Annotated in this window: 18 protein-coding genes; 3 read left to right on the top strand and 15 right to left on the bottom strand. The window is 49.3% G+C overall.

The window, feature by feature from the left end:
• Positions 1-706 precede the first annotated feature (706 nt).
• The 3 genes from QOX26_RS12355 to QOX26_RS12365 all read left to right on the top strand — a co-directional run bounded on the left by QOX26_RS12355 (position 707) and on the right by QOX26_RS12365 (position 3,131).
• Positions 707-925: a hypothetical protein gene (locus QOX26_RS12355; protein WP_283675284.1), complete on the top strand. Its 219-nt coding sequence runs from the start codon at positions 707-709 to the stop codon at positions 923-925.
• A gap of 25 nt (positions 926-950) precedes the next feature.
• On the top strand, positions 951-2,399 hold the full coding sequence (locus tag QOX26_RS12360) for a hypothetical protein (protein ID WP_283675285.1): 1,449 nt from the start codon (positions 951-953) through the stop codon (positions 2,397-2,399).
• Between the two features lie 243 nt (positions 2,400-2,642).
• Positions 2,643-3,131: a hypothetical protein gene (locus QOX26_RS12365; RefSeq protein WP_283675286.1), complete on the top strand. Its 489-nt coding sequence runs from the start codon at positions 2,643-2,645 to the stop codon at positions 3,129-3,131.
• Positions 3,132-3,198: 67 nt separating this feature from the next.
• Here the strand turns inward: QOX26_RS12365 and QOX26_RS12370 are convergent, their stop codons facing one another.
• From QOX26_RS12370 to QOX26_RS12440, 15 genes are all read right to left on the bottom strand, one after another.
• Positions 3,199-4,119: an RluA family pseudouridine synthase gene (locus QOX26_RS12370; protein ID WP_283675287.1), complete on the bottom strand. Its 921-nt coding sequence runs from the start codon at positions 4,117-4,119 to the stop codon at positions 3,199-3,201.
• Positions 4,112-4,591, bottom strand: coding sequence for a signal peptidase II (lspA, locus tag QOX26_RS12375; protein ID WP_283675288.1), 480 nt, complete (start codon positions 4,589-4,591; stop codon positions 4,112-4,114). The genes QOX26_RS12370 and lspA overlap by 8 nt, the downstream gene beginning before the upstream one ends.
• 69 nt (positions 4,592-4,660) lie before the next feature.
• Positions 4,661-7,450: an isoleucine--tRNA ligase gene (ileS, locus tag QOX26_RS12380; protein ID WP_283675289.1), complete on the bottom strand. Its 2,790-nt coding sequence runs from the start codon at positions 7,448-7,450 to the stop codon at positions 4,661-4,663.
• A 33-nt stretch (positions 7,451-7,483) separates the two neighbouring features.
• Complete coding sequence (locus QOX26_RS12385) at positions 7,484-8,122, bottom strand: DivIVA domain-containing protein (RefSeq protein ID WP_283675290.1); 639 nt, start codon at positions 8,120-8,122, stop codon at positions 7,484-7,486.
• 110 nt (positions 8,123-8,232) lie between these two features.
• A complete protein-coding gene (locus QOX26_RS12390) occupies positions 8,233-8,499 on the bottom strand; it encodes a YggT family protein (RefSeq protein ID WP_283675291.1) in 267 nt (88 codons plus the stop codon).
• Between the two features lie 12 nt (positions 8,500-8,511).
• The gene (locus QOX26_RS12395) at positions 8,512-8,964 is read right to left on the bottom strand and encodes a cell division protein SepF (RefSeq protein WP_283675292.1); all 453 of its coding nucleotides are present in this window, start codon (positions 8,962-8,964) and stop codon (positions 8,512-8,514) included.
• 26 nt (positions 8,965-8,990) lie between these two features.
• Positions 8,991-9,710, bottom strand: coding sequence for a YggS family pyridoxal phosphate-dependent enzyme (locus tag QOX26_RS12400; protein WP_283675293.1), 720 nt, complete (start codon positions 9,708-9,710; stop codon positions 8,991-8,993).
• Complete coding sequence (locus tag QOX26_RS12405; RefSeq protein ID WP_283675294.1) at positions 9,707-10,978, bottom strand: HlyD family efflux transporter periplasmic adaptor subunit; 1,272 nt, start codon at positions 10,976-10,978, stop codon at positions 9,707-9,709. Before QOX26_RS12405 ends, QOX26_RS12400 begins: the two co-directional genes overlap by 4 nt.
• 19 nt (positions 10,979-10,997) lie before the next feature.
• Positions 10,998-11,252 carry an RNA chaperone Hfq gene (gene hfq / locus QOX26_RS12410; RefSeq protein ID WP_283675325.1) on the bottom strand — a complete coding sequence of 85 codons (255 nt, stop codon included), beginning with the start codon at positions 11,250-11,252 and terminating at the stop codon, positions 10,998-11,000.
• Between the two features lie 16 nt (positions 11,253-11,268).
• Entirely contained in the window at positions 11,269-12,225 is a 957-nt protein-coding gene (gene miaA / locus QOX26_RS12415; protein WP_283675295.1) for a tRNA (adenosine(37)-N6)-dimethylallyltransferase MiaA, read from the bottom strand.
• Between the two features lie 9 nt (positions 12,226-12,234).
• A complete protein-coding gene (mutL, locus tag QOX26_RS12420) occupies positions 12,235-14,181 on the bottom strand; it encodes a DNA mismatch repair endonuclease MutL (RefSeq protein WP_283675296.1) in 1,947 nt (648 codons plus the stop codon).
• 21 nt (positions 14,182-14,202) lie between these two features.
• On the bottom strand, positions 14,203-16,791 hold the full coding sequence (mutS, locus tag QOX26_RS12425) for a DNA mismatch repair protein MutS (protein WP_283675297.1): 2,589 nt from the start codon (positions 16,789-16,791) through the stop codon (positions 14,203-14,205).
• A 14-nt stretch (positions 16,792-16,805) separates the two neighbouring features.
• Complete coding sequence (miaB, locus tag QOX26_RS12430; protein ID WP_283675298.1) at positions 16,806-18,212, bottom strand: tRNA (N6-isopentenyl adenosine(37)-C2)-methylthiotransferase MiaB; 1,407 nt, start codon at positions 18,210-18,212, stop codon at positions 16,806-16,808.
• A 12-nt stretch (positions 18,213-18,224) separates the two neighbouring features.
• Complete coding sequence (locus QOX26_RS12435) at positions 18,225-18,893, bottom strand: TIGR03936 family radical SAM-associated protein (protein WP_283675299.1); 669 nt, start codon at positions 18,891-18,893, stop codon at positions 18,225-18,227.
• Positions 18,886-20,709: a TIGR03960 family B12-binding radical SAM protein gene (locus QOX26_RS12440; protein ID WP_283675300.1), complete on the bottom strand. Its 1,824-nt coding sequence runs from the start codon at positions 20,707-20,709 to the stop codon at positions 18,886-18,888. Before QOX26_RS12440 ends, QOX26_RS12435 begins: the two co-directional genes overlap by 8 nt.
• Positions 20,710-20,730: the final 21 nt, after the last annotated feature.

The following is a 20,730-nucleotide window of genomic DNA, read 5'->3' on the forward strand; positions in this document are numbered from 1 at the left end:
CGGCTGGCTTCATTTTACCAACTCCTCGGAGGTTGTGCAGTCTTGGCGAAAAACTGTGCACTTTATGTGTCGAAAAACTGTGCAGTTCTATTGGCTGAAAAGTGTGTACTTTATCTTACCATTTACATCTGGGCGCATTCATGGATTTGTTAGACTATGGTGAAGAAAAGTTTAACTCAAAGCGTCGAGCATTAATCAATGATTACTGGGAGTTGCGTAATGGCACAGCAGTGCGAGAAGTGCAAGTGTCGTAATTGCATAAAGTTGTGCTGTAAAAAGTATGCAATTGCGTATGGTTGCTATCGCTGTGTGAATTGTTTGATAGCTGATTCTCTGATTCTTGAAAAGCTTGAAAAACTAGAGCAGCGTGTTGATCAACCTAAGCGAAATCGGAAGCGTAATTAGACAAAACTATGAGGGGGATGGATAAATGCTGTTTGGACTAGATAAATAGGGATTATACTAATTATACAAAATAAATCAGCGTTTTGTGTTTGACTCGCGATTGCATAGAAAAAGACTAGGGTTGACCTAGTCTTTTTTATTTTGCGATTTTTCTTCTTTTACTATTGTGACACCGTAAAGCCAATTCATGTTTACATTGTAGAATTGCGAAAGTTTACCAAGAGTTTCCACATCTGGTTCAGTTCTTCCTATTTCGTATCCTGCAAAGGGCAAGTATGCGAAGGCTTGTCTGGCGGGTAGTATGGCGATGTGTTCGCTGATGTGTGCGGCGGGTGCTGCCGAGACTGAGGGTGCAACGACGGTGTCGGGTATTATCACTACTGAGGTCGCAAGTCTTAAGGCAGAGGTCCTGGTTGTTATCGCTGCTAGTCTTGTGTTCTTCGGTGCGAAGCTGCTCTGGAGCAAGTTCAAGGGTATGGCAAGATATGGGGCGGGGCATCCCCGCCCTGCTCCCTTTTAAGGGGGTTGTTTTATGAACAAGTACAATGAAGCCAGCAAAACGCATTCTGTGTGTTCTGTTGGCTTTTCTCATGGTCTTTACGGCTTGCTTCATGCCGATGGCAAAGGCGGCTGTTGTCGAGACTATTATAGCAAAGTATGGCGTGGAAATCTTGGCTACTATTCTTATCGGTAGTGGTATAGGTTTTGCATCTAGTGATAATGCACGGTCGGCAGCGGCAGGGTGCTATGAATGGATATCAACGAATGCGCCGGCTGCCTTTCAAGAATTAACGAAGTGGGCGGGTGTTATCACTGGCAATCCTGCAACGTTGTTGTCGACTAGTGTCGGTGTTAAGTTTTCGGAATCTTTTTGGGGTTCGATAGAAGGGGCGTTTTCTTCAATTGTTGATTCTGCCGGAAATATTGTAATGGGTAACGGTCAGGTTCTTAATAAGGCTGATGCAATTACGGCTGTTTTTTGCCCTGGTGCATTTACAACGTCTAGGGGTGATGTTTATACATTTTCGCGGTCGGATGTGCTGATTAATCAATATGGGTATATGTACATGACCATTTCTGCGTACAAGAATGGTGATTTTTTGCAAACATATAATAGTGTTACGCAGACTGCTATTGATAATCAATATAATCCGGTTGATTATGCTACGTGTAGTTTCTATCCATTTTATCGCCATGACGCTAATAATGCATGGCTGTTGTTTGGTTATAGCATATATGCGGACAAGGCTGATGGATTTTTGGGTATTTCTGGTTCTACATCGACTAATAACATGGCAATACCTTTGCAAGCTGAAGATTGGCCTTTGATGCTTGGGGATGCTGTTGCAATACCGCATACAGGTGATTTGCTCTATCCGTCTGACCATTCACTTGTTAAAATGCCTGATATCCCTGATGTGCAGCTAGATGCAGATGGTAAGGAAACTATTGTTTATCCTGATATGGCGTTAGATCAGGCAGCGCACCTTGCAGATATCCCGAAGGCCGATGTAGCAACAGGTGAATTAGTGGACGTTCCTACGGATTCTTTGGTCGATGTTACGACAGGCGAATTAGTCCAAACAGGGGAAGGGGAAGGCACTGGTGAGGGTACTGACACTGGACTTTGGGACTGGCTGAAAAGCTTGCTTAAAAGCATTCTGGATGCTATTAAATCAATTCTGGCGGCGATTGTTGGTTTCTTTGGTACTCCTGCTGATTTTCGCTTGGACTTTGACGGTTTTAAGAATATGCGGCTTCCTACGCGCTTCCCATTCTGTATACCGTTTGATTTCGTCAATGCAATACGTGTTTTCACAAGGAACGCGCAGGATTTTCAATTCCGCATTGATTTGGAAACGTCGTACTTTCAGATTCATCACGTGGTAGATTTAACGCCCTTCATCCTGCCGATTGCGTTCTTCCGGTATACGGCGTGTATCTGGTTTGGCCTTGTTTTAATTAATAAAACGCGAGATTTGATTAAGTGGTAAGGGGGCGGTGTAATGTTTCGAAGTTTGCAAAGTTTTGTCAGCTTTTTATTGACGCGATTGTTGCCGTTGGCAATATAATTTCATACTTGTTCCCGGCTTCGCCTTTTACATTTGCGGCTAATTCGCATTTAATGAACTTATTTCAAGGATTAATTACTTTATCCCGGTTTATGAGTTTGTCGCTATGGCCGAGCTCTGGCTTGTGGCTATTGGCCTGTATTATGTCATATCTATTCCGGCGCGATGGGCGAAGCAGATAGAGTAACACAAATGGTCATGGCAGCCAGCGCGGAGCTTAAGGTGAATTGTGTTACAAATCGAGGTATTAAATTGATTTACTTGTACAGCGGTACACCGGGTAGCGGCAAGAGCTATCATGCTGTTCTTGATATCCGCAATAAGTTACGCCGCAAGAATCGTAATCGTGTGATTGCTAATTTCCCGATATCGCGCCATTATGATAATTTCGAGTATTGGGATAATAGTGATATCTGTATAGCACATTTGTTTGCTTATGCACGTGAGCATCAATTGGTTGAAAACTTTAATAGCCGTTTTATTGGTAGTGCATTGAGCGAGCCGAACAAAACGGCGTGTTTTGTATCTTTACCGTGGCGGCAGGTGGTGTGTCGGCGGTGGAGTGGCCGCCAGGTCGCGGCGAAGGCAAGGCCTGTCAGGGCACGAAATAGCCGACATAGGAAATTATACAAAATAAAGATTTTGTATAATTGAGGGAGTATTTTCAATTAACCCCACTTGCGTAAATAGCATTTCGTTCAAGTGGTATGTGATTACTTCTTTACTGCATGCGTTCCAATTTCGCTAAAATATCTATAAAGTACTGCGGCAACGGCGCTGAAAACTCTAACAGTTCGCCGGTCGATGGATGAACCAGTGTCAACCGAGCAGCATGTAGGCACTGGCCGCCCATATCGCTAAATCGATCCTTTTTCAACCCATAAAGCGGATCTCCAATAATGGGATGCCCAACAGATGCCATATGCACGCGAATCTGATGCGTCCGGCCTGTTTCCAAGCGAAATGCCATGTGCGTATACCCATGATAGCGCTTCAGGACGGTATAGTGAGTAATCGCTTCACGACCTCCCTGTACGATGGCCATCCGTTTCCGATCTGTTTTATGCCGTGCAATGGGTTTATCAATGATACCGCTATCATCTCGCGGAGCTCCGATAACAACGGCCTCGTATCCGCGGTATGCTGTGTGCCTCGCAATCTGTGCCGCCAGACTCTGATGTGCCTTATCATTTTTCGCAACAACTAACAAGCCACTGGTATCCTTATCAATGCGGTGAACAATTCCAGGGCGATGTTCTCCGTTAATGCCGGAAAGACGCTCTCCGCAATGGTACATTAAAGCGTTTACCAATGTACCGCTCCAATTTCCAACCGCCGGATGTACAACCATGCCGCGCGGTTTGTTTACTACAATGATATCATCATCCTCAAAGATAATGTCTATCGTGATATTCTCTGGAATCAAATCGACTTCACGCAGTTCAGGCATTCGAACGCACAATATCTCTCCACCGGTCAGCTTGTAGTTCTTTTTGAGTGGTTGACCAGCAAGTGTTACCGCACCTTCAACTAGTAGATTTTGTGCTGCTGATCGCGTAATCGTATCTAACCGTTCACTCAGGTAGCTATCAATGCGTTTCCCTGCATCAGACGAGTTGGTCTCAAGGTAATGCTCATTCATTCTTTTCAGCGCCCTCCGTTAAAGCATCTGTCTCCTTGTGCTGAAACATAATATAAATAAAAAACAAAACTGCACCTGTGCAAATAAAGATATCCGCAACATTGAATACCGGAAAATGAATCAGACGAAAATCAAAAAGGTCTACAACAAACCCGCGAGCAATACGGTCAATCACATTACCCACTGCACCGGCTGTAATCAAATATAGCGACCACTTACCTGTTTTCGTTTGAATAACACCTTTTTTTAAAGCAATTGCAGCAGCACTGACAACCAACACAGCCAATATAACAAATAGCCAGCGCCGATTCATCAATAAGCTAAACGCCGCGCCACGGTTTTCAACATAGGTTAAATGAAAGATGTTTTCCACAATCGGGATTGTGGTCAAGGGCTGCAGCACAGTAAAAGCCCAATACTTTACAAGCTGATCAAACGCAATCAAGGCCAAAATAAGAAGAAAAATCGGCATTAAATCGTCCTGCTTTCTTATATGAAAAAAGGGGAACAGACCGGGTCTGCCCCCCTTCCCTCTTAAAATTTATTCTACAACGGCGGCACAGCGAGCACAGAGTCCCCGATGCTTGGCATCAAGGCCCACAGACTTAGCCTGTTTCCAACAGCGTAGGCACTTTTCGCCAGAAGCACGCTCAACATGAATTGTATGCGCGAACCCTTCCGTCGGGTAGCCTTCGCCCTGTCCCTTAATGACCTCAAACTCTGATACGATGCACAAATCTGCCAAGTTCTCATTGCAAGAAGCAAGGAAATCAGAAAGCTCTGTCTCGTCATACAGCTTAACCGCGGCTTCCAACGGCTTGCCAATAATCTTTTCAGTGCGCGCGGACTCGAGCGCCTTGTTGACTTGATCGCGTAACTGAATCAAACGGCTCCACTTTGCGGCCTGCTCTTCAGTAAACGCCCAATCAACACGAGCAGACGGCATATCGTTGTATGCAACATTACGCACATCATCCTGAGCAATATGCGGCATTGCCTGCCAAATCTCATCTGCCGTAAAGCAAAGAATCGGCGAAAGCATGCGAACCAGTGCACTCAGAATCTGATACATAGCCGTTTGTGCCGAGCGACGGCTGAATCCAGCAGTCTCGTCGCAATACAGCCGATCCTTGATGACGTCCAGATAAAAATTGGACATATCAACGACACAGAAGTTATGAATTGCATGGAATACCGTGTGGAATTCGTATCCATCATATCCAGCACGTACTTTGTACACCAAATCATTAAGCTTATTGAGTGCCCACTGATCCAGTTCCGGCATATTTGCATACAACACCTGATCGTTAGCGGGGTCAAAATCAAACAGATTGCCCAGAATATATCGAGCTGTATTACGAATCTTCAAATAATTCTGCGACAAATGCTTGAGCATTTCCTTGGAAATGCGCATATCCTGCCGATAATCGGCAGATGCAACCCACAGACGCATCACATCCGCGCCATACTGATTGAGGATATCCTCAGGTGCAATACCGTTTCCAAGCGATTTGGACATCTTCTGGCGCTCTTCATCAACAATCATACCATGGGTGATGACCGTCTTGTATGGCGCCTTACCCTGTGTTGCGATAGAAGTCAGCATCGAGGACTGGAACCAACCACGATACTGATCATTACCTTCGAGATAAATGTCAACCGGTGTGGACTGGCCTTCCCTATTTTCGATTACTGCACGCCAAGAGGAACCGGAATCAAACCAAACATCCATTGTGTCGGTTTCCTTCTCCAACTCGCCGCAGCCGCATTCGCACTTAATATCAGCTGGCAGAATTTCAGCTGCGGACAACTCGAACCAAGCGTTAGAGCCCTTCTCGCGGAAAAGATCGGCTACGATTTGAATTGTCTGCTCGGTTACTAACGGCTTGCCGCAATCCTTGCAGATGAAAATCGGAATCGGTACACCCCAAACACGCTGGCGCGAAATGCACCAATCGGAACGCTCACGAATCATTGAGGTCATGCGTTCCTCGCCCCATGCGGGCAGCCACTGAATATTTTCGCAGGCCTGAATCGCGTCATCCTTAAGCGCGTCAACAGAGCAGAACCACTGCTCCGTCGCACGGAAGATAATGGGATTTTTGCAGCGCCAGCAATGCGGATAGCTATGCTCGATTTCCTCAATTGCCAGCAGAGCGTTGCAGTCCTTCAAATCCTCCAGAATGACAGGCGTAGACTTTTCATAGTACATGCCGGCATACTTGCCTGCATCCTTGGTTGTCATGCCCTTGCCATCCACCGGAACAACAATCGGGATATCGTACTTTTGGCAGACGATGAAATCATCTGCACCAAAGCCGGGAGCTGTGTGCACACAGCCTGTGCCAGCATCCAGCGTAACGTGATCGCCGCAGATTACAATGCTTTCTCGATCCATGATAGGATGCTTGGTGCGCGTCAGTTCCAAATCAGAACCCATTAGCGTGCCAATGACCTCCCAGGAATCGATTTTAGAGGCTTGCATCACAGCGGAAACCAATTCCTTGGCCAATACATAGATTTCACCGCTTGGAATCTTAACAAAATCGTATTCGAACGAAGGATTGACCGAAATGGCCAGATTGCCCGGCAAAGTCCAAGTGGTTGTAGTCCAAATCACGAAATAAACGTGATCAAGAGAGCCGGTTATGGCAGAAATCTTGCCGTCCTTGTCGTTTGTCACGTGGAACTTCACATAAATGGAGGAGCATTTTTCATCCTGGTACTCAATTTCTGCTTCCGCAAGCGCGGTTTCATCATGCGGGCACCAGTAAACGGGCTTTAACCCCTTATAAATATAACCCTTCTTGGCCATTTCGCCAAAAATCTCAATCTGGCTGGCCTCATAGTCATGCGTCAGCGTCAGATAGGGACGATCCCACTCGCCAATGACGCCCAAGCGCTTGAACTGCTCACGTTGCGTGTTGACATGCTTATAGGCAAATTCCTCACACTTAGAGCGGAATTCAGCCGTAGTGACCTTGTCACGATCCATGCCGTACGCTTTGATGGCCTGGCGCTCAATCGGCAAACCATGCGTGTCCCAACCGGGAATATAGGGAGCCTGAAAGCCAGCCATATTCTTATAGCGCACAATGAAATCCTTCAGGATCTTATTGAGCGCATGACCCATGTGCAGATTGCCGTTCGCATACGGCGGGCCATCATGCAGAACGAAAAGCGGCTTGCCCTCGTTCTTCTCCATGAGCGTTTGATAGAGATTGTCATTTTCCCAGCCCTCAAGAAACCCGGGTTCACGCGTGGGAAGCCCCGCACGCATCGGGAACTCAGTCTTGGGCAAATTGATTGTGCTGTTGTAATCCTGCGACATACCGTCGTGTCCGTCCTTTCGTTGGTGGCTTACTTATTTGACATCGGACGGATTGTAATCCGTACCGAATTTAAGTTCTCCAAAATTAAAGTCTTTATCAGCAGCTTTGGCATTTGCTACTTCAGCTGCGGAAAATTTTCGGGTAGCATCCTGTACCGGTGCATCGCTTTCTTCGGCAGAAGCCTGTGCTGACGGAGCCGCCTGCGGTGCTTCCTGTATAAGCTTTTCAGACAATGCAAGGTCAGCAAGCGCCTTCGCCTGTGCCTGATATACGGTGGAGACACGTGCGACAAACTCCAGGGTGTTTTTCTTGGCCGCCGCCAGCTTTTCTTCCTCAAGCGCAATCTGTTCTCTGAAAGCCCTTACCTTTGTTTCCGACTCGCTGCGAGCCGTTGCAACCAATTGATCGGATTCAGCCTTTGCTTTATCAATCGTTTCCTGTGCAATCGACTGCGCACTCATTAAAGCACGGCGCATGCCATCCTCTACGCTGCGATATTCTTCAATTTTATCGACCAGCACCTTCATTTTAGATTTCAGTGCCGCGCTTTCCTTTTGCATCGAAGCAAATTCTTCTGCAACGCGCTCCAGAAAAGTATCAACCGATTTCATATCATAGCCGCCGAAAACCGCTTTTTCAAAGCCGATTTCCTGAATTTCCTGCACCGTCATACGTTCATCCTCCGTTTTTTCTATAAATATCAATATGTTCTGTTTTTATACGCTGCTGATACCGTAAAATGGTCGGGAGCATCATCCCGACCACTTTGGCACCTGTGCAATTACAGGCTGTAAAGCAACGTCAATATAAGCTCAAGTGACAGAAACGCCAGTAAAAAGGCGATATCAATCGGAAAAGAGCGCAACGCGTCGAATTGTTCGGTTAGTTTGCGGAAGGGATGGATCAGCGGTTCGGTAACCAGATAAAAAAACTCAGCAATCTTCGACTCGCGCCCCTGCGGAAACCACGACATAATGGCGCGGGCGAAGAAGAGAAACTCCAGACACCGAATAATCGACGACGCGAAATATATCACAAATGTATTCACAATCGGCCAGCCTTAAAAGTACATGCCGTTGCTTTCCAGCTCGTCAATCAAATCCCCCATAATGTCAACATTGTAGGGCGTAATGATATACGTACTGTTTGCAACCTTCTTGATTTTACCCTCATTGGCGTAGGCAACGCCGCTGAGAAAATCCACCAGCCGACGAGCGACATCCTTGTTGGTCTGCTCAAGATTCAGGACAACGGTACGCTTGTCCTTCAAATGATCAGCAATTTCCGCCGCATTTTCAAATCGGTCAGGTTTGACCAGAACGACGGCCAGCTGCGTAGTCGCATTGATATTGACAACTTTATTGCTGCGGCGGGTTACGGACGGTTCAGGAGTATCAAACGCAGACGGAGAGGATGTGTTGCCCGCCTCTTCATTCTGACGAGCGTGGTCGTCAAATTCGTCTTCAATATCTTCGCCCTTGACCCAATCGATAAAACCCTTGATTGAACCCATAACAAGTTCCTCCTTATGTTTTGCTGTCAGACAGCCGGATAATGGCGTGCGCCAAAGATCGCCGTACCGATGCGAACCATGTTCGAACCGCAGGCAATCGCTGCTTCAAAGTCATTTGTCATACCCATAGACAAATAATCCATATTTACATTATCGTATTTTTTCGTCAAAATGTCAACAAATACTTGGTGCATTTCGTCAAAATAGCGCAAGTTTTTCGTTGTTTGATCCGCTATTGGCGGAATTGCCATCAGCCCTCGAATATGAAGTGCTGGATTTTGGGCAAGAATCTCAAGCGTATCCGGCAAATCCTCAAGTAGAATGCCGCTCTTTGCTGCCTCGCGTCCAATGTTGACTTCCAGTAAGATATCCTGCCGTATCCCTTGTTTTGCGGCTTCTTTCGCAATCGCTTGACCCAGACGAATCGAGCTGACCGACTGGATTAAGGAGACTTTTCCAATCAAAAATTTGACTTTATTGGTCTGCAGTGTCCCAATAAAGTGTAAATCTGTGTCCCGATAGGCATTCTGCTCGTATTTTTCCTGCAGTTCCTGTACGCGGTTTTCGCCGCAAACACGGATGCCGCATTCGATTGCAAATCGAACACGCTCTGCATCATTCATTTTGGTTGCTGCAACCAATGTAATTTCAGCGGGGTTTCGCCCTGCCTTCACCGCGGCCTGTTCGACTTGCGCCCGAACGGCATCAATACGGCTCTTTAGCATTTCCCTTTCTAACTCGGTCATGTTTTCACCACCATGTTATTTTGCAGACCCTTGCCTCGTACGACAATCTGGTCGTTTACTACCAATGCGTTGCTGTCCGTTGCGCTTTGTGTGACCACATAAAAGGTCTCATCTTCATAAATCGGATGGATTGTCTTAAAATAAGTCACAGATCCGCTTAAAATATAAACGCCCAAGGTATGGTTACCGTCTTCGTCGGTCACCATTCTAACGGCTTCTTTGGGAACCTTGAGTCCCTCATAGGTGCCGAGAATGATGTCCACCGGCTGATCCCGCATGGAAACCAGCTCACTGTTGAATTCCGCGCCTTCCAAAATAACGACCACCTGGTTGTTGTCCTTATTGGGGCTGCGGTTTATTGCATTGACCGTGACCGGAACCTCAATGGAGGCCTTGGTAAAGCTGATGCGAAGGCTGCTGCCAATCTTTAGGCGGGCGGCCTGATCTGCGGGAAGATCCACGGCAAGATACCAGGAAAACCCTTGAATGATTTTCCCAAGTGAGCTGTCCTGATCCGGCGCGGTTTGACTTTTAATAAGCTTGTCCAGCGCCTCGGGCGTAAGCGCCTTAAGTTGGTCAAGCGTCAGCACCGATTCATAGCCGTCCAGCACCTCAGAAAAATATCCGGAATAAGGCGCGGTAATTTGATTGGTCTTGCCTGAAAGCTGCTGTGCCAGACTATCTCGCTGCGTAGTAAGCTGTTCACGCTCTGCGGATACCGCAGCTGCATCCAATTGACCGGATGAGCGTCGGAGAGAAAGCGAGCGGAGCGACGAGACGGCGGACGTCAGCGATGTTCCGGATCCGGATTTGACTTGTGTGGAAAGCTGCTGTAGTGCAAGTGCAATTAATTGATCGATTTTAGCGGAGTCTGCGCTATCGCCCGCACTTTGCAGCGCGGTGTCAAACTGCGTAATCTGATTGTCCAGTGCTTCCAACTCGCGACTCAGCGCCAATGCATTTTCATCCGCATAAACCGTGGCCAGTGGGGCATTCTGCTGCACACGCTCGCCGTTGTAGACGATATGGCGCACCGTGTCGCTCGCACTACCGGACACCGGTGTTTCATCTCGGAAAAACCACGCGGTGGCCGCAAAACTGTCGTTCACGGTAACATGTGAGGTGGAAGTGGTTTGTATGCCGCCTGAAAATGCGGAAAAAATCTGCACGCCGACGTAAAGCAGCAAAACCGCTCCGATTATTAAAAAAACCGGGCGGTTGCCGCTATCCTTTTTCTTATTCACTTTTTTTTCGTTATCCTGCTCCATGCGGTACCCTTCTAAGTAATTACTCCGCGCGTGCGCAATCCTCCGTTCGCTTGTTCATGAGGTCGATGCGGTGCTGCGGAATGATGGTAGAGATGGCATGCTTATAAATCATTTGCTGCTTGCCTTCGGTCTCTAATATCACAATAAAACTGTCAAAGCCTCGAATGCTGCCACGCATCTGAAAGCCATTGGTCAGGAAGACAGTCGTCTGCTGCCCCTGCTGGCGCAGTGCATTGAGCATTGCATCCTGTAAATTCATTTCGTTACGCACGATGATTCCTCCAATAATTTTACAAATTATGGTACAATTGTACACCGTGCTTTTGCAGATATTTTGTCGTTTCCTGTAGGACGAGTGGAAGTTCTTCGTTACTATTATAATAAATCCAATGGATTCTGTCATCCCTTTTCAGCCAAGTCATTTGCCTTTTTGCATAATTTCGACTGCGCTGTTTGAGCAGCTCAACGCATTCTGCAAGCGATTGCTCACCGTTTAGAAATCCGAGCAGCTCTTTGTAACCGATTGCCTGCATGGCCGTGCCGGTAAGAGTCCCGTCTTCCAGCAGCGTACGTGTTTCCTCAAGCAACCCCAGTTCAAGCATTTGATCGACTCGTCGGTCGATGCGGTCATAGAGCATTTGCCGATCAGCGGGACATAGCCCTATCATTACAGCGTCATATTTCGGGTCGGGGCGCTTATTCTGCCGGTTGAGTTCACCGATTGTAAGTCCGGTTTGTTCAAATACCTCGAGTGCTCGAATCACGCGCTTGAGGTTATTGGGATGCAGACGGTCTGCACTTTCGGGATCAACTTTCTGCAAGCAGGCATGTACCGCTTCGTTCCCCTGTTCCTCTGCCAGTCGCTTATATTTCTCCCGCACAGCCGTATCGGTATCATTTCCTGAAAAGGTGCTGCATTCAATCAAAGCGTCCATATACAAGCCGGTACCGCCGACTACAATCGGAATTTTACCGTGTGATAGAATCTTCTGTGCGGCCTCATCCGCAAGCTCTACATAGCGCGCGACCGAAAAGCTCTCTCCTGGACTACACACGTCAAACAAGTGGTGCGGGATACCGTCGCGTTCTTCCAAAGACGGCTTTGCGGTTCCGATGTCCATGTTTCGATATACCTGCATGGAGTCAGCTGAAATGATTTCTGTATGCAGTTGGTGTGCCAGAGCGACGGACAGCGCGGTTTTCCCGCTGGCAGTTGGTCCGCAGATGCAAATCAATCGATTTTCCATGGTAATCTCCTATTGATTAACTCGCTTGAAGAGCTTATCGATTTCATATTTAGTCATTCTGACCGTTACCGGTCTGCCGTGCGGGCAGGATCGTACATTTTCGTCCTGCATAACGCGTTCACACAAGTCCTGCAATTCGATCAAGGTAGTGGCTTTACCCGCCTTGATTGCCGCCTTACAAGCGACGGTGTGAATCAAGTCATCCAATCGGTCAGGAACGGTCGCCCGGCTGCTGATTGCCTTTTCTGCAAGTTCACTCATCACGTCCGATACATCCGCACAGTCAAGGTATGCCGGTATGCCCCGCACTGCAAAGCTATTTTCGCCGAAAGAATCAATCGTGAAACCGGCCTGCCGAATTTGATCAATCTGTTCCTGAATAGCAACGGCCTCTTCGGCGGTCAATTCAATGACCACCGGTGTGAGCAACTGCTGCTGCGGAATTTCGTTCTCTGCCCGAAACTTATTAAAAAGAATCCGCTCATGCGCCGCATGCTTATCAATCAAAATCAAACCGTCTTGATCTTCCGCAATTAAATAGGTCTGAAAGCATTCGCCAAGCACGCGAATTCCGCTATCCAGCGGCAGCAGTCCGGTCTTTGCCGCCTCAATTACCTCGACTTCACGCGGCTGAGGCGAAACCACCGGCTCAGCAGGCTGCGGCTCTGCTGCGAGTGAAGGCTTGGGTGCATCACATTTGGGTTCGCGTGAAGGCGTTTCAAGAAATGATGGGGCAGCGGCGATGTTCATAGGCGCTGCCGGACGCAAATTCGGAACCATGACAAAGAAGTCCTCTATCGGCTGCTCCGGCGTCGTAGATGACGCAGGAGCAGCCGGGGCGACCGTCCGCGGCAGAGGTTGTTGCATCTCGATTGGCTTTTGCGGGACGGCAAAGCGCTGTTGTTGGGCAGAGACATTATCCTCCCTCGCGGTTTTCTGCTGATGTGTCAGCATCGGAATGTTGTCTGCCGCCGCCAGCGCATTTTTGCAGGCAATATAGACCGCTTCAAACACCGGCTTTTCCTGGGAAAACTTTACTTCCGTCTTCGCAGGATGAACATTAACGTCGACCGCTCCGAGCGGCATCTCCAGAAAAATCGCGCCCGAGGGGTATTTCCCTGTAATAATGGCGTTGCGATAAGCCTCTTCCATTGCGGCCTGCATCAGGCGGCTTTTGACATATCGCCCGTTGACAAAGAAATGCTGCATCGAACGGTTGGAGCGCCCTGCATGCGGTTTTACGATGTAGCCGTGGACGCACATGCTCTGGTGTTCATTTTTAGAAACGGGAATCAGATTCTCCGTCATCTCCTTGCCAAAAACCGCAAAGACCGGCGCAATCAGTTTGTTTTTTCCGTCTGTTGAAAAGATTTGCTTGCCATCCCGAATCATCGTAAACGCAATTTCCGGATGAGACAGCGCGGCATGCTGCACTACGCCAAGGATATAACCTGCTTCGGTAAAATCCTTCTTGAGGAATTTCATGCGTGCAGGCGTGTTGTAAAATAGGTCACGCACAATAATCGTCGTGCCCTCTGGGCAGCCGGCTTCTTCGTGCGCATCTATAACGCCGGCGGTCAAATGAAGGTGCAACCCTGAAATCGCGCCGGTCTGCCGAGTGAACAAATCAATCCGCGTTACCGATGAGATTGCCGCCAATGCCTCGCCGCGAAAACCGAGCGTGCCGATAGCGGTCAAATCCTCCTCCGTTCGCAGCTTGCTTGTTGCATGCCGACGAAAAGCAACCGGCGCATCCTCCGCCGACATGCCGCAGCCGTTGTCCGCAATGCGCAGATAGGAGATGCCGCCGTTTTCAATTTCAACCGTGACGCGGGTCGCACCGGCATCGATTGCGTTTTCCAAAAGCTCTTTGGCAACGGAAGCAGGACGCTCTACAACTTCGCCTGCCGCAATCAAATCTGCCAGGTGAGACGATAATTCATGTATAATGGCCAAAATGGCGGCTCCTTTCCGAGATTAAATCAGCTTCTTTAATTCAAAGAGGGCGTTGAGCGCCTCAATCGGTGTCATGGTATCAATCTGCATTGCACGCAGACGATCCGCGACCGCGCCGCCCGACAAATCGTTCATCGTAATCTGGGGCACATCCTCATCCTCAACAACGCGAAGCTCAACACGCGGCGTGTTAGCTTCCAAATCAGCCAGCACACTCTTCGCACGCTTGATGACGGCAGCCGGTATTCCGGCTAATTTCGCAACTTCGATACCGAAGCTGTCATCCGCGCCGCCGCGCACAATTTTACGCAGAAAAGTGATGTCATCCCCGCGTTTTTTTACCGCAATATTATAGTTTTTCACACCGGAAACCATGTCTTCCAGCACCGTGAGTTCGTGATAATGCGTAGCAAACAGCGCCCGCGCACCAACCTTCTTGGGGTCGGCCACATATTCAATCACTGCTCGCGCGATGGACATGCCGTCGTAGGTTGAGGTGCCTCTGCCGATTTCGTCTAAAATCAGCAGGCTGGATTTGGTTGCGTTCTTTAAGATTTCGGCGACCTCACTCATCTCAACCATAAAGGTGGATTGTCCACTCGCCAAGTCATCCGATGCGCCAACACGAGTAAATACGCGGTCAGCTACACCGATGTGTGCGGAGGCGGCAGGCACGAACGACCCGATTTGCGCCATGATGGTAATCAGCGCAACCTGGCGCATATAGGTTGATTTACCTGCCATGTTAGGACCGGTGATGATTGATACGCGGTTTTCCCCGTTATCGAGCACCGTATCATTCGGAATAAAGAGGTTGTCTTTCAGGATCCGTTCAACAACCGGATGGCGACCATCGCGAATATCGATGCGGCCGGAAAAATCAACAGTCGGGCAAACATAGTGGTAATCTGATGCAACCTGTGCGAGTGCGCAGAGCACATCGAGCCCTGCCAGTGCTTGTGCGGTACGCTGCACTCGATGAACTTCAGCCGCCACACGGTCACGAATTGCAACAAACACCTCATATTCAAGCGTGGTCAGACGCTCCTGCGCACCCAACACCGTGCTTTCCAGCTTTTTCAGCTCTTCTGTGATGTAGCGTTCACAATTAGCAAGGGTCTGTTTTCGGATATAATGCTCGGGTACAAGATCGGCATTGGATTTACTGACCTCAATATAGTAACCAAACACGCGGTTATAACTGATTTTCAGTTTTGAAATACCGGTTTTCTCGCGCTCCTGCTGCTCAATCGCAGCAATTTCGCCTTTGCCGCCGCTTGCGAGGTCGCGTAGATGATCAATCTCATTGTGATAACCTCTTTGAATCAAGCCGCCTTCCCGGAGGGTAATCGGCGGCTCTTCAACAATTGCGAGCTCAATCAGCGCTCGTACGTCCTCAAGCAGGTCGATTTGGCCGGTCAACTCGCGCAGCTGCTGTGCGCCAAACAGTGATGCCTGTGCGCGAACTTCCGGTAAACAGCAAATCGCAGCGTGCAGCGCGCGCAAATCGCGGCAGTTGGCTGTTCCATATACAACGCGGCCAATCAGGCGCTCCATGTCAAACACTTTTTTGAGCGCGTCTGCAAGTGCAGATCGCGCCACAACATCGTCACACAGAGCGCCGACAGCCTGCTGTCGGCGGTTGATATGCAGCGGATTATGCAGCGGTTTTTCAATCCATTGCCGCATCAGACGCGCTCCCATCGCGGTCTTGGTGCGGTCAAGCACCCAGAGAAGCGTGCCCTTTTTCTCCTTAGTGCGCATGGTTTCGCAAAGCTCCAGATTGCGCCGTGCAATCAAATCGAGCTCCATGTACTGACCCTGAAGATATACCTGCAGATGATTCAAATTTGCAAGACTGGACTGTTGTGTCTGCTCCAAATACGACAGCAACCCGCCCAGACATGCCGTCGTCAGCGGCAAATCATCGAGACCGGCCGCTACCAAATCGGTCACGCCAAAACGTGCTTCAATCCGTGCAGCCGCGCCCTGCATGTCAAATGCATCCTCTGGCATGGGTTCCACCAAAGCCTCAAGCCGGTCGGTCAGAAAATGCTGTAACGCATCATTTACGGCAGCTTCTCCGCCGATTAAAACCTCGCGCGGGGCGAAGCGTCCCAGTTCGCTTGCAATATCATTCCAGTCGGAAGAGCCGGTAGCGTACACCTCACCCGTCGTAATATCGGCAAAGCAAACGCCAACCTGCCCTTGCGCCGCATACACGCAGCCAAGAAAATTGTTTCGTTGCTCGTCCAGCATAGAGGCGTCGACGACCGTGCCGGGTGTTACGCGCCGGACAATCTCGCGTCGTACCAGACCCTTTGCGGTCTTTGGGTCTTCCACCTGCTCGCAAATGGCCACTTTAAAGCCTTTGCGCACGAGCTTTGCAATATAACCCTCCGCGCTATGGAACGGCACACCACACATGGGCGCGCGTTCTTCCTGCCCGCAATCGCGTCCTGTTAAGGTCAGCTCCAATTCGCGGGAGGCGGTTTTTGCATCGTCGAAGAACATTTCGTAGAAGTCGCCCAGTCGATAGAAAAGGATAAAATCACGGTTCTTGTTTTTGATTTCAAAATATTGTTTCATCATGGGTGTGAGTTCAGCCATGGTCATACCTCTTTCTATCTTTTGCGAGCAAACAGGCAGCGCAGCGATGTTTTTTCTATCTCAGCCTCGATAAATGTTCCAATCCGGATATCATCCCCGCGAACGCAGACAAGAAGATTTCCCTCGGTTCGCGCAGTGTAGGGATATTCCGTCCCCCGGGCACCTCCGTCGACCAGCAGCCGCATACACTTGCCTTGATAGGCATCCTGTCGCTTGGCAACAATTTCATCCTGTGCCCGAAGCAGACGCTCAAAGCGATTTTGCTTTTCGGCAGGCGTAGCATTGTCTTCATATTCTGCCGCAGGTGTGCCGCTGCGCTTGGAATACAAGAAGGTAAAGAGTAAATCAAATTGAATTTCCTGCACCAACGCAAGCGTCTGTTGAAAATCTGCTTCCGTTTCACCCGGAAACCCTACAATGATGTCGCTGGACAGTGTGAGATTTGGCATTTTACCACGCGCATACGTAATCAACTTACGGTAGTCTGCTGCCGTGTAGCGTCTATTCATTCGCTCAAGAATCTCATCACTGCCCGACTGAAACGGCAGATGCAGCTGCTTTGCTACCTTGGAGCAATCAGCCATCGCATCAAACAGCCGAGGGCCAGCATCTTTCGGATGGCTTGTCATAAAGCGGATTAGGAAATCCCCTTCCACAGCGTTCAGTCGGCGCAGCAAGTCGGCAAAATCAATATCAAGCTCCAGATCCTTGCCATAGGAATTGACATTCTGACCGAGCAGCGTGATATCCTTATAGCCCGCAGAAATTAAGTCGCGGAGTTCGCTTTCAATCTCCTCCGGTCTGCGAGAGCGTTCACGCCCGCGCACATACGGCACGATGCAGTAGGTGCAGAAATTATTGCATCCGTACATAATAGACAGCCACGCCTTTGCACCATTCTCGCGCATGACAGGCAGGCCCTCGGCGATTTCTCCATTTTCGTCGCCGCCGATGTCGAATATCCGCTTTTTTTCGGTCATTGTCCGATACAAAAGCGATGGAAAGCGCCACAATGCATGCGTGCCGAATAAAAGGGTGACCTGCGGATAGCTTTTTTTGATTTTCTGAACGTTTTTGTCCTGCTGCGCCATGCAGCCGCACAATGCGATAATCAGGTCGGGACGACGCTTTTTCAGATGACTCAGCGCACCGATATTGCCAAAGGCACGTTCCTCCGCATGCTCCCGCACCGCGCAGGTATTAAAAAGGATAAAATCCGCATCCTCTGCAGAGTCGGTCATTTCGTAACCCATTTCATGCAGCATGCCGCGAATACGCTCGGTATCCGCCTCGTTTTGCTGACAGCCAAAGGTATGTGTATAAGCTCGCAGCTGTTTGCCACGAATCAGTTCTGCAACACCGTCGATATAGGTGTATTGGTTCTGTATTTGTTCTTTTGATACAATATTGGGGAGACTCATTTGTTTTTCCTCTTAACGGAATGGTGTGCCGTCTTCCGCAAAAACGTTCAGACGGTGATAGGCGCAAAACGGAATATCATAATCGGGCAGATACTGGCGAATTGCGCGCGTCAAATATTCCGGACTCATGTTGTTATTACCCGCGGCAGTGGTGACAACTGCGCAAACCTCATTGCCTTTTTCTTGCAGTGAGAAATCACGCATCAATTCACACATGTTCACCATTTTTTCGCCGCGTTTGGATCTTTTCAGGATTTCAACGACAGGCTGTGCAAACAGCTTGACCACATCGTTTGTAAAATTCTCAGGAACGCCGCCCTCAAATCCCCAAGTGATGCGGTATTGTGACCATGCAATACGTGCTACCTTCATGCCGCCGTCCTCGAGCGGATAAATTTCAATCGCACGAAGGCCTTCGGGAAATACATCATTGAGTGCTTCCACCGCATTAATCGGGACGCGCTCTGACGTAATATTAAAATCCAGAAACTCACATTCACCGGAGAACCCGGTCGACAGCGGAAGTGCAACGGAAACATAAGCGTGCTGATTAAAGCCCTCTGTAAACCACAGTGGCATTTGACACCGTGCCATGGAGCGCTGCATCGCATGCATCAGATCGAGGTGAGAGATATATTTGGCTCTTCCCTCTTTGGCGAATTTCATTCTCGCCTTAAACATGGCACTTCCCTCCTTCCAGCAACGCATTGGCGCCGCATCCGGCACACTTTTGCATGCAGTCAAGGGTCGGCGCAGCTTCGCGGGATTTTTCCCACTCCTGCATCAGATGTGCCTTGCGCGTGCCGCAACCGATGTGATCCCACGGGAACACCTCATCCATCGGCCGCTGGCGCGAGGCATAGAACGCCGGATCCAGACCGCAGTCTGCAAAGGCCTGCATCCATTTGTCAAAGTCGAAGAGCTGATCCCAACCGTCAAACTTGCAACCGCGCTGCCAAGCCAAATAGATGGCCTTGCCCTGACGGCGATCGCCGCGGGCAATAACGCCTTCTAAGACCGAGGTCTTGGCATCATGCCAGTTGAAAGTCACGTTCTTGGTCTTCATGATGGAGCGCAGATACTCCTGCTTTTCACGCAGTGTTTCCAGCGTGTCTTGCGCATCCCACTGAAACGGGGTCTGCGGCTTGGGCACGAAACATGATGCGGAGGCAGTAATGCGCACGCCGCGGGCACGGTTTTGCGTGTTTTCACGCCAACAAAATGCGACCTTTCGGCAAATATCGAGAATACCGTCCAGATCGTCATTGGTTTCCGTCGGCAAACCCATCATAAAGTACAGCTTCACATTGCTCCAGCCGCCCTTAAACGCAATTGCGCAGGCATTCAGCAAATCCTCTTCCTCAAGGTTTTTGTTGATAACGTCGCGTAGTCGCTTGGAACCTGCTTCGGGTGCAAAGGTCAGGCCGCTCTTGCGCACCTTCTGCACGCGCTCCATCAGTTCTACGTTAAAGCTGTCTGCACGCAGGCTGGGCAGCGATAAACTGATGTGGCGTGGCTCACAATAATCGAGCATACACTCGGTCAGCTCGGACAGTTCATTATAGTCACTCGTAGAAAGAGATGAAAGCGAAATTTCCTCATATCCAGAGTTCTTGAGCACATTCTCCGCCTGACGACGAAGTGTTTCAGGCGACTTGGTTCGCAGGGGACGATAGGTGTGACCCGCCTGACAGAAACGGCAGCCGCGCGGGCAGCCGCGGAACAGCTCAACCATTGCACGGTCAAACACGATATCTGTCGAGGGCACAACAAAGGATTCGGGATAATACATTGTATCCAAATCCTTAACGATACGTTTTTGCACCAGAGCCGGCGCACCATTTTGGGGTGTTACGCAGTCAATCGTACCATCCTCATGATAGGATACAAGGTACTGCGATGGCACATACATACCCGGAATTTGCGCCGCGCGGACGAGAAAATCGCCCTTGCTCCATCCCTCACGCACCGCTTGACGGTAAAGATCAGTGAGGTCAAGCATGATTTCCTCACCATCGCCAATCATGAAGAGATCAATAAAATCACAAAGAGGCTCCGGGTTGTATGCACACGGCCCACCTGCAACCACTAAATTTTTAAGGTTCCGACGTTCTTCCGCAAGTACCGGCACGCCGCCCAATTCCAGCATGTTAAGAATGTTGGTGAACGATAGTTCATATTGCAGCGTAAAACCGATGATGTCAAACTCGGACAGCGCATCTCCACTCTCCAGACCGTACAGCGGAATATTGGCATTGCGCATTTCCGCTTCCATGTCAACCCAGGGTGCGCAGACGCGTTCGCACCAAATTCCCTTTTGATCGTTGAGCAGGCCATACAGGATACGTGAACCAAGGTGAGACATGCCCACCTCATATACGTCCGGAAAACAAAAAGCGAACCGTAGATCCACTTCTTCCGGTTTCTTGCTGATAGATCCCCACTCGCCGCCGACATAACGCGCCGGCTTCTGCACGCGGGGTAAAATGGATTCCAATTTCTTGTGCAAGGCACTTTC

The organism is Butyricicoccus sp. Marseille-Q5471 (genome assembly GCF_951230135.1).
Classification (GTDB): Bacteria; Bacillota; Clostridia; order Oscillospirales; family Butyricicoccaceae; genus Agathobaculum.

What these genes read in the sequence shown, in the direction of transcription:
- QOX26_RS12355 (WP_283675284.1), top strand. Translation starts at nt 707, where the DNA reads ATGGCGATGTGTTCGCTGATGTGTGCGGCGGGTGCTGCCGAGACTGAG.
- QOX26_RS12360 (WP_283675285.1), top strand. Translation starts at nt 951, where the DNA reads ATGAAGCCAGCAAAACGCATTCTGTGTGTTCTGTTGGCTTTTCTCATG.
- QOX26_RS12365 (WP_283675286.1), top strand. Translation starts at nt 2,643, where the DNA reads ATGGGCGAAGCAGATAGAGTAACACAAATGGTCATGGCAGCCAGCGCG.
- QOX26_RS12370 (WP_283675287.1), bottom strand. Translation starts at nt 4,119, where the DNA reads ATGAATGAGCATTACCTTGAGACCAACTCGTCTGATGCAGGGAAACGC.
- lspA (WP_283675288.1), bottom strand. Translation starts at nt 4,591, where the DNA reads ATGCCGATTTTTCTTCTTATTTTGGCCTTGATTGCGTTTGATCAGCTT.
- ileS (WP_283675289.1), bottom strand. Translation starts at nt 7,450, where the DNA reads ATGTCGCAGGATTACAACAGCACAATCAATTTGCCCAAGACTGAGTTC.
- QOX26_RS12385 (WP_283675290.1), bottom strand. Translation starts at nt 8,122, where the DNA reads ATGACGGTGCAGGAAATTCAGGAAATCGGCTTTGAAAAAGCGGTTTTC.
- QOX26_RS12395 (WP_283675292.1), bottom strand. Translation starts at nt 8,964, where the DNA reads ATGGGTTCAATCAAGGGTTTTATCGATTGGGTCAAGGGCGAAGATATT.
- QOX26_RS12400 (WP_283675293.1), bottom strand. Translation starts at nt 9,710, where the DNA reads ATGACCGAGTTAGAAAGGGAAATGCTAAAGAGCCGTATTGATGCCGTT.
- QOX26_RS12405 (WP_283675294.1), bottom strand. Translation starts at nt 10,978, where the DNA reads ATGGAGCAGGATAACGAAAAAAAAGTGAATAAGAAAAAGGATAGCGGC.
- miaA (WP_283675295.1), bottom strand. Translation starts at nt 12,225, where the DNA reads ATGGAAAATCGATTGATTTGCATCTGCGGACCAACTGCCAGCGGGAAA.
- mutS (WP_283675297.1), bottom strand. Translation starts at nt 16,791, where the DNA reads ATGGCTGAACTCACACCCATGATGAAACAATATTTTGAAATCAAAAAC.
- miaB (WP_283675298.1), bottom strand. Translation starts at nt 18,212, where the DNA reads ATGAGTCTCCCCAATATTGTATCAAAAGAACAAATACAGAACCAATAC.
- QOX26_RS12435 (WP_283675299.1), bottom strand. Translation starts at nt 18,893, where the DNA reads ATGTTTAAGGCGAGAATGAAATTCGCCAAAGAGGGAAGAGCCAAATAT.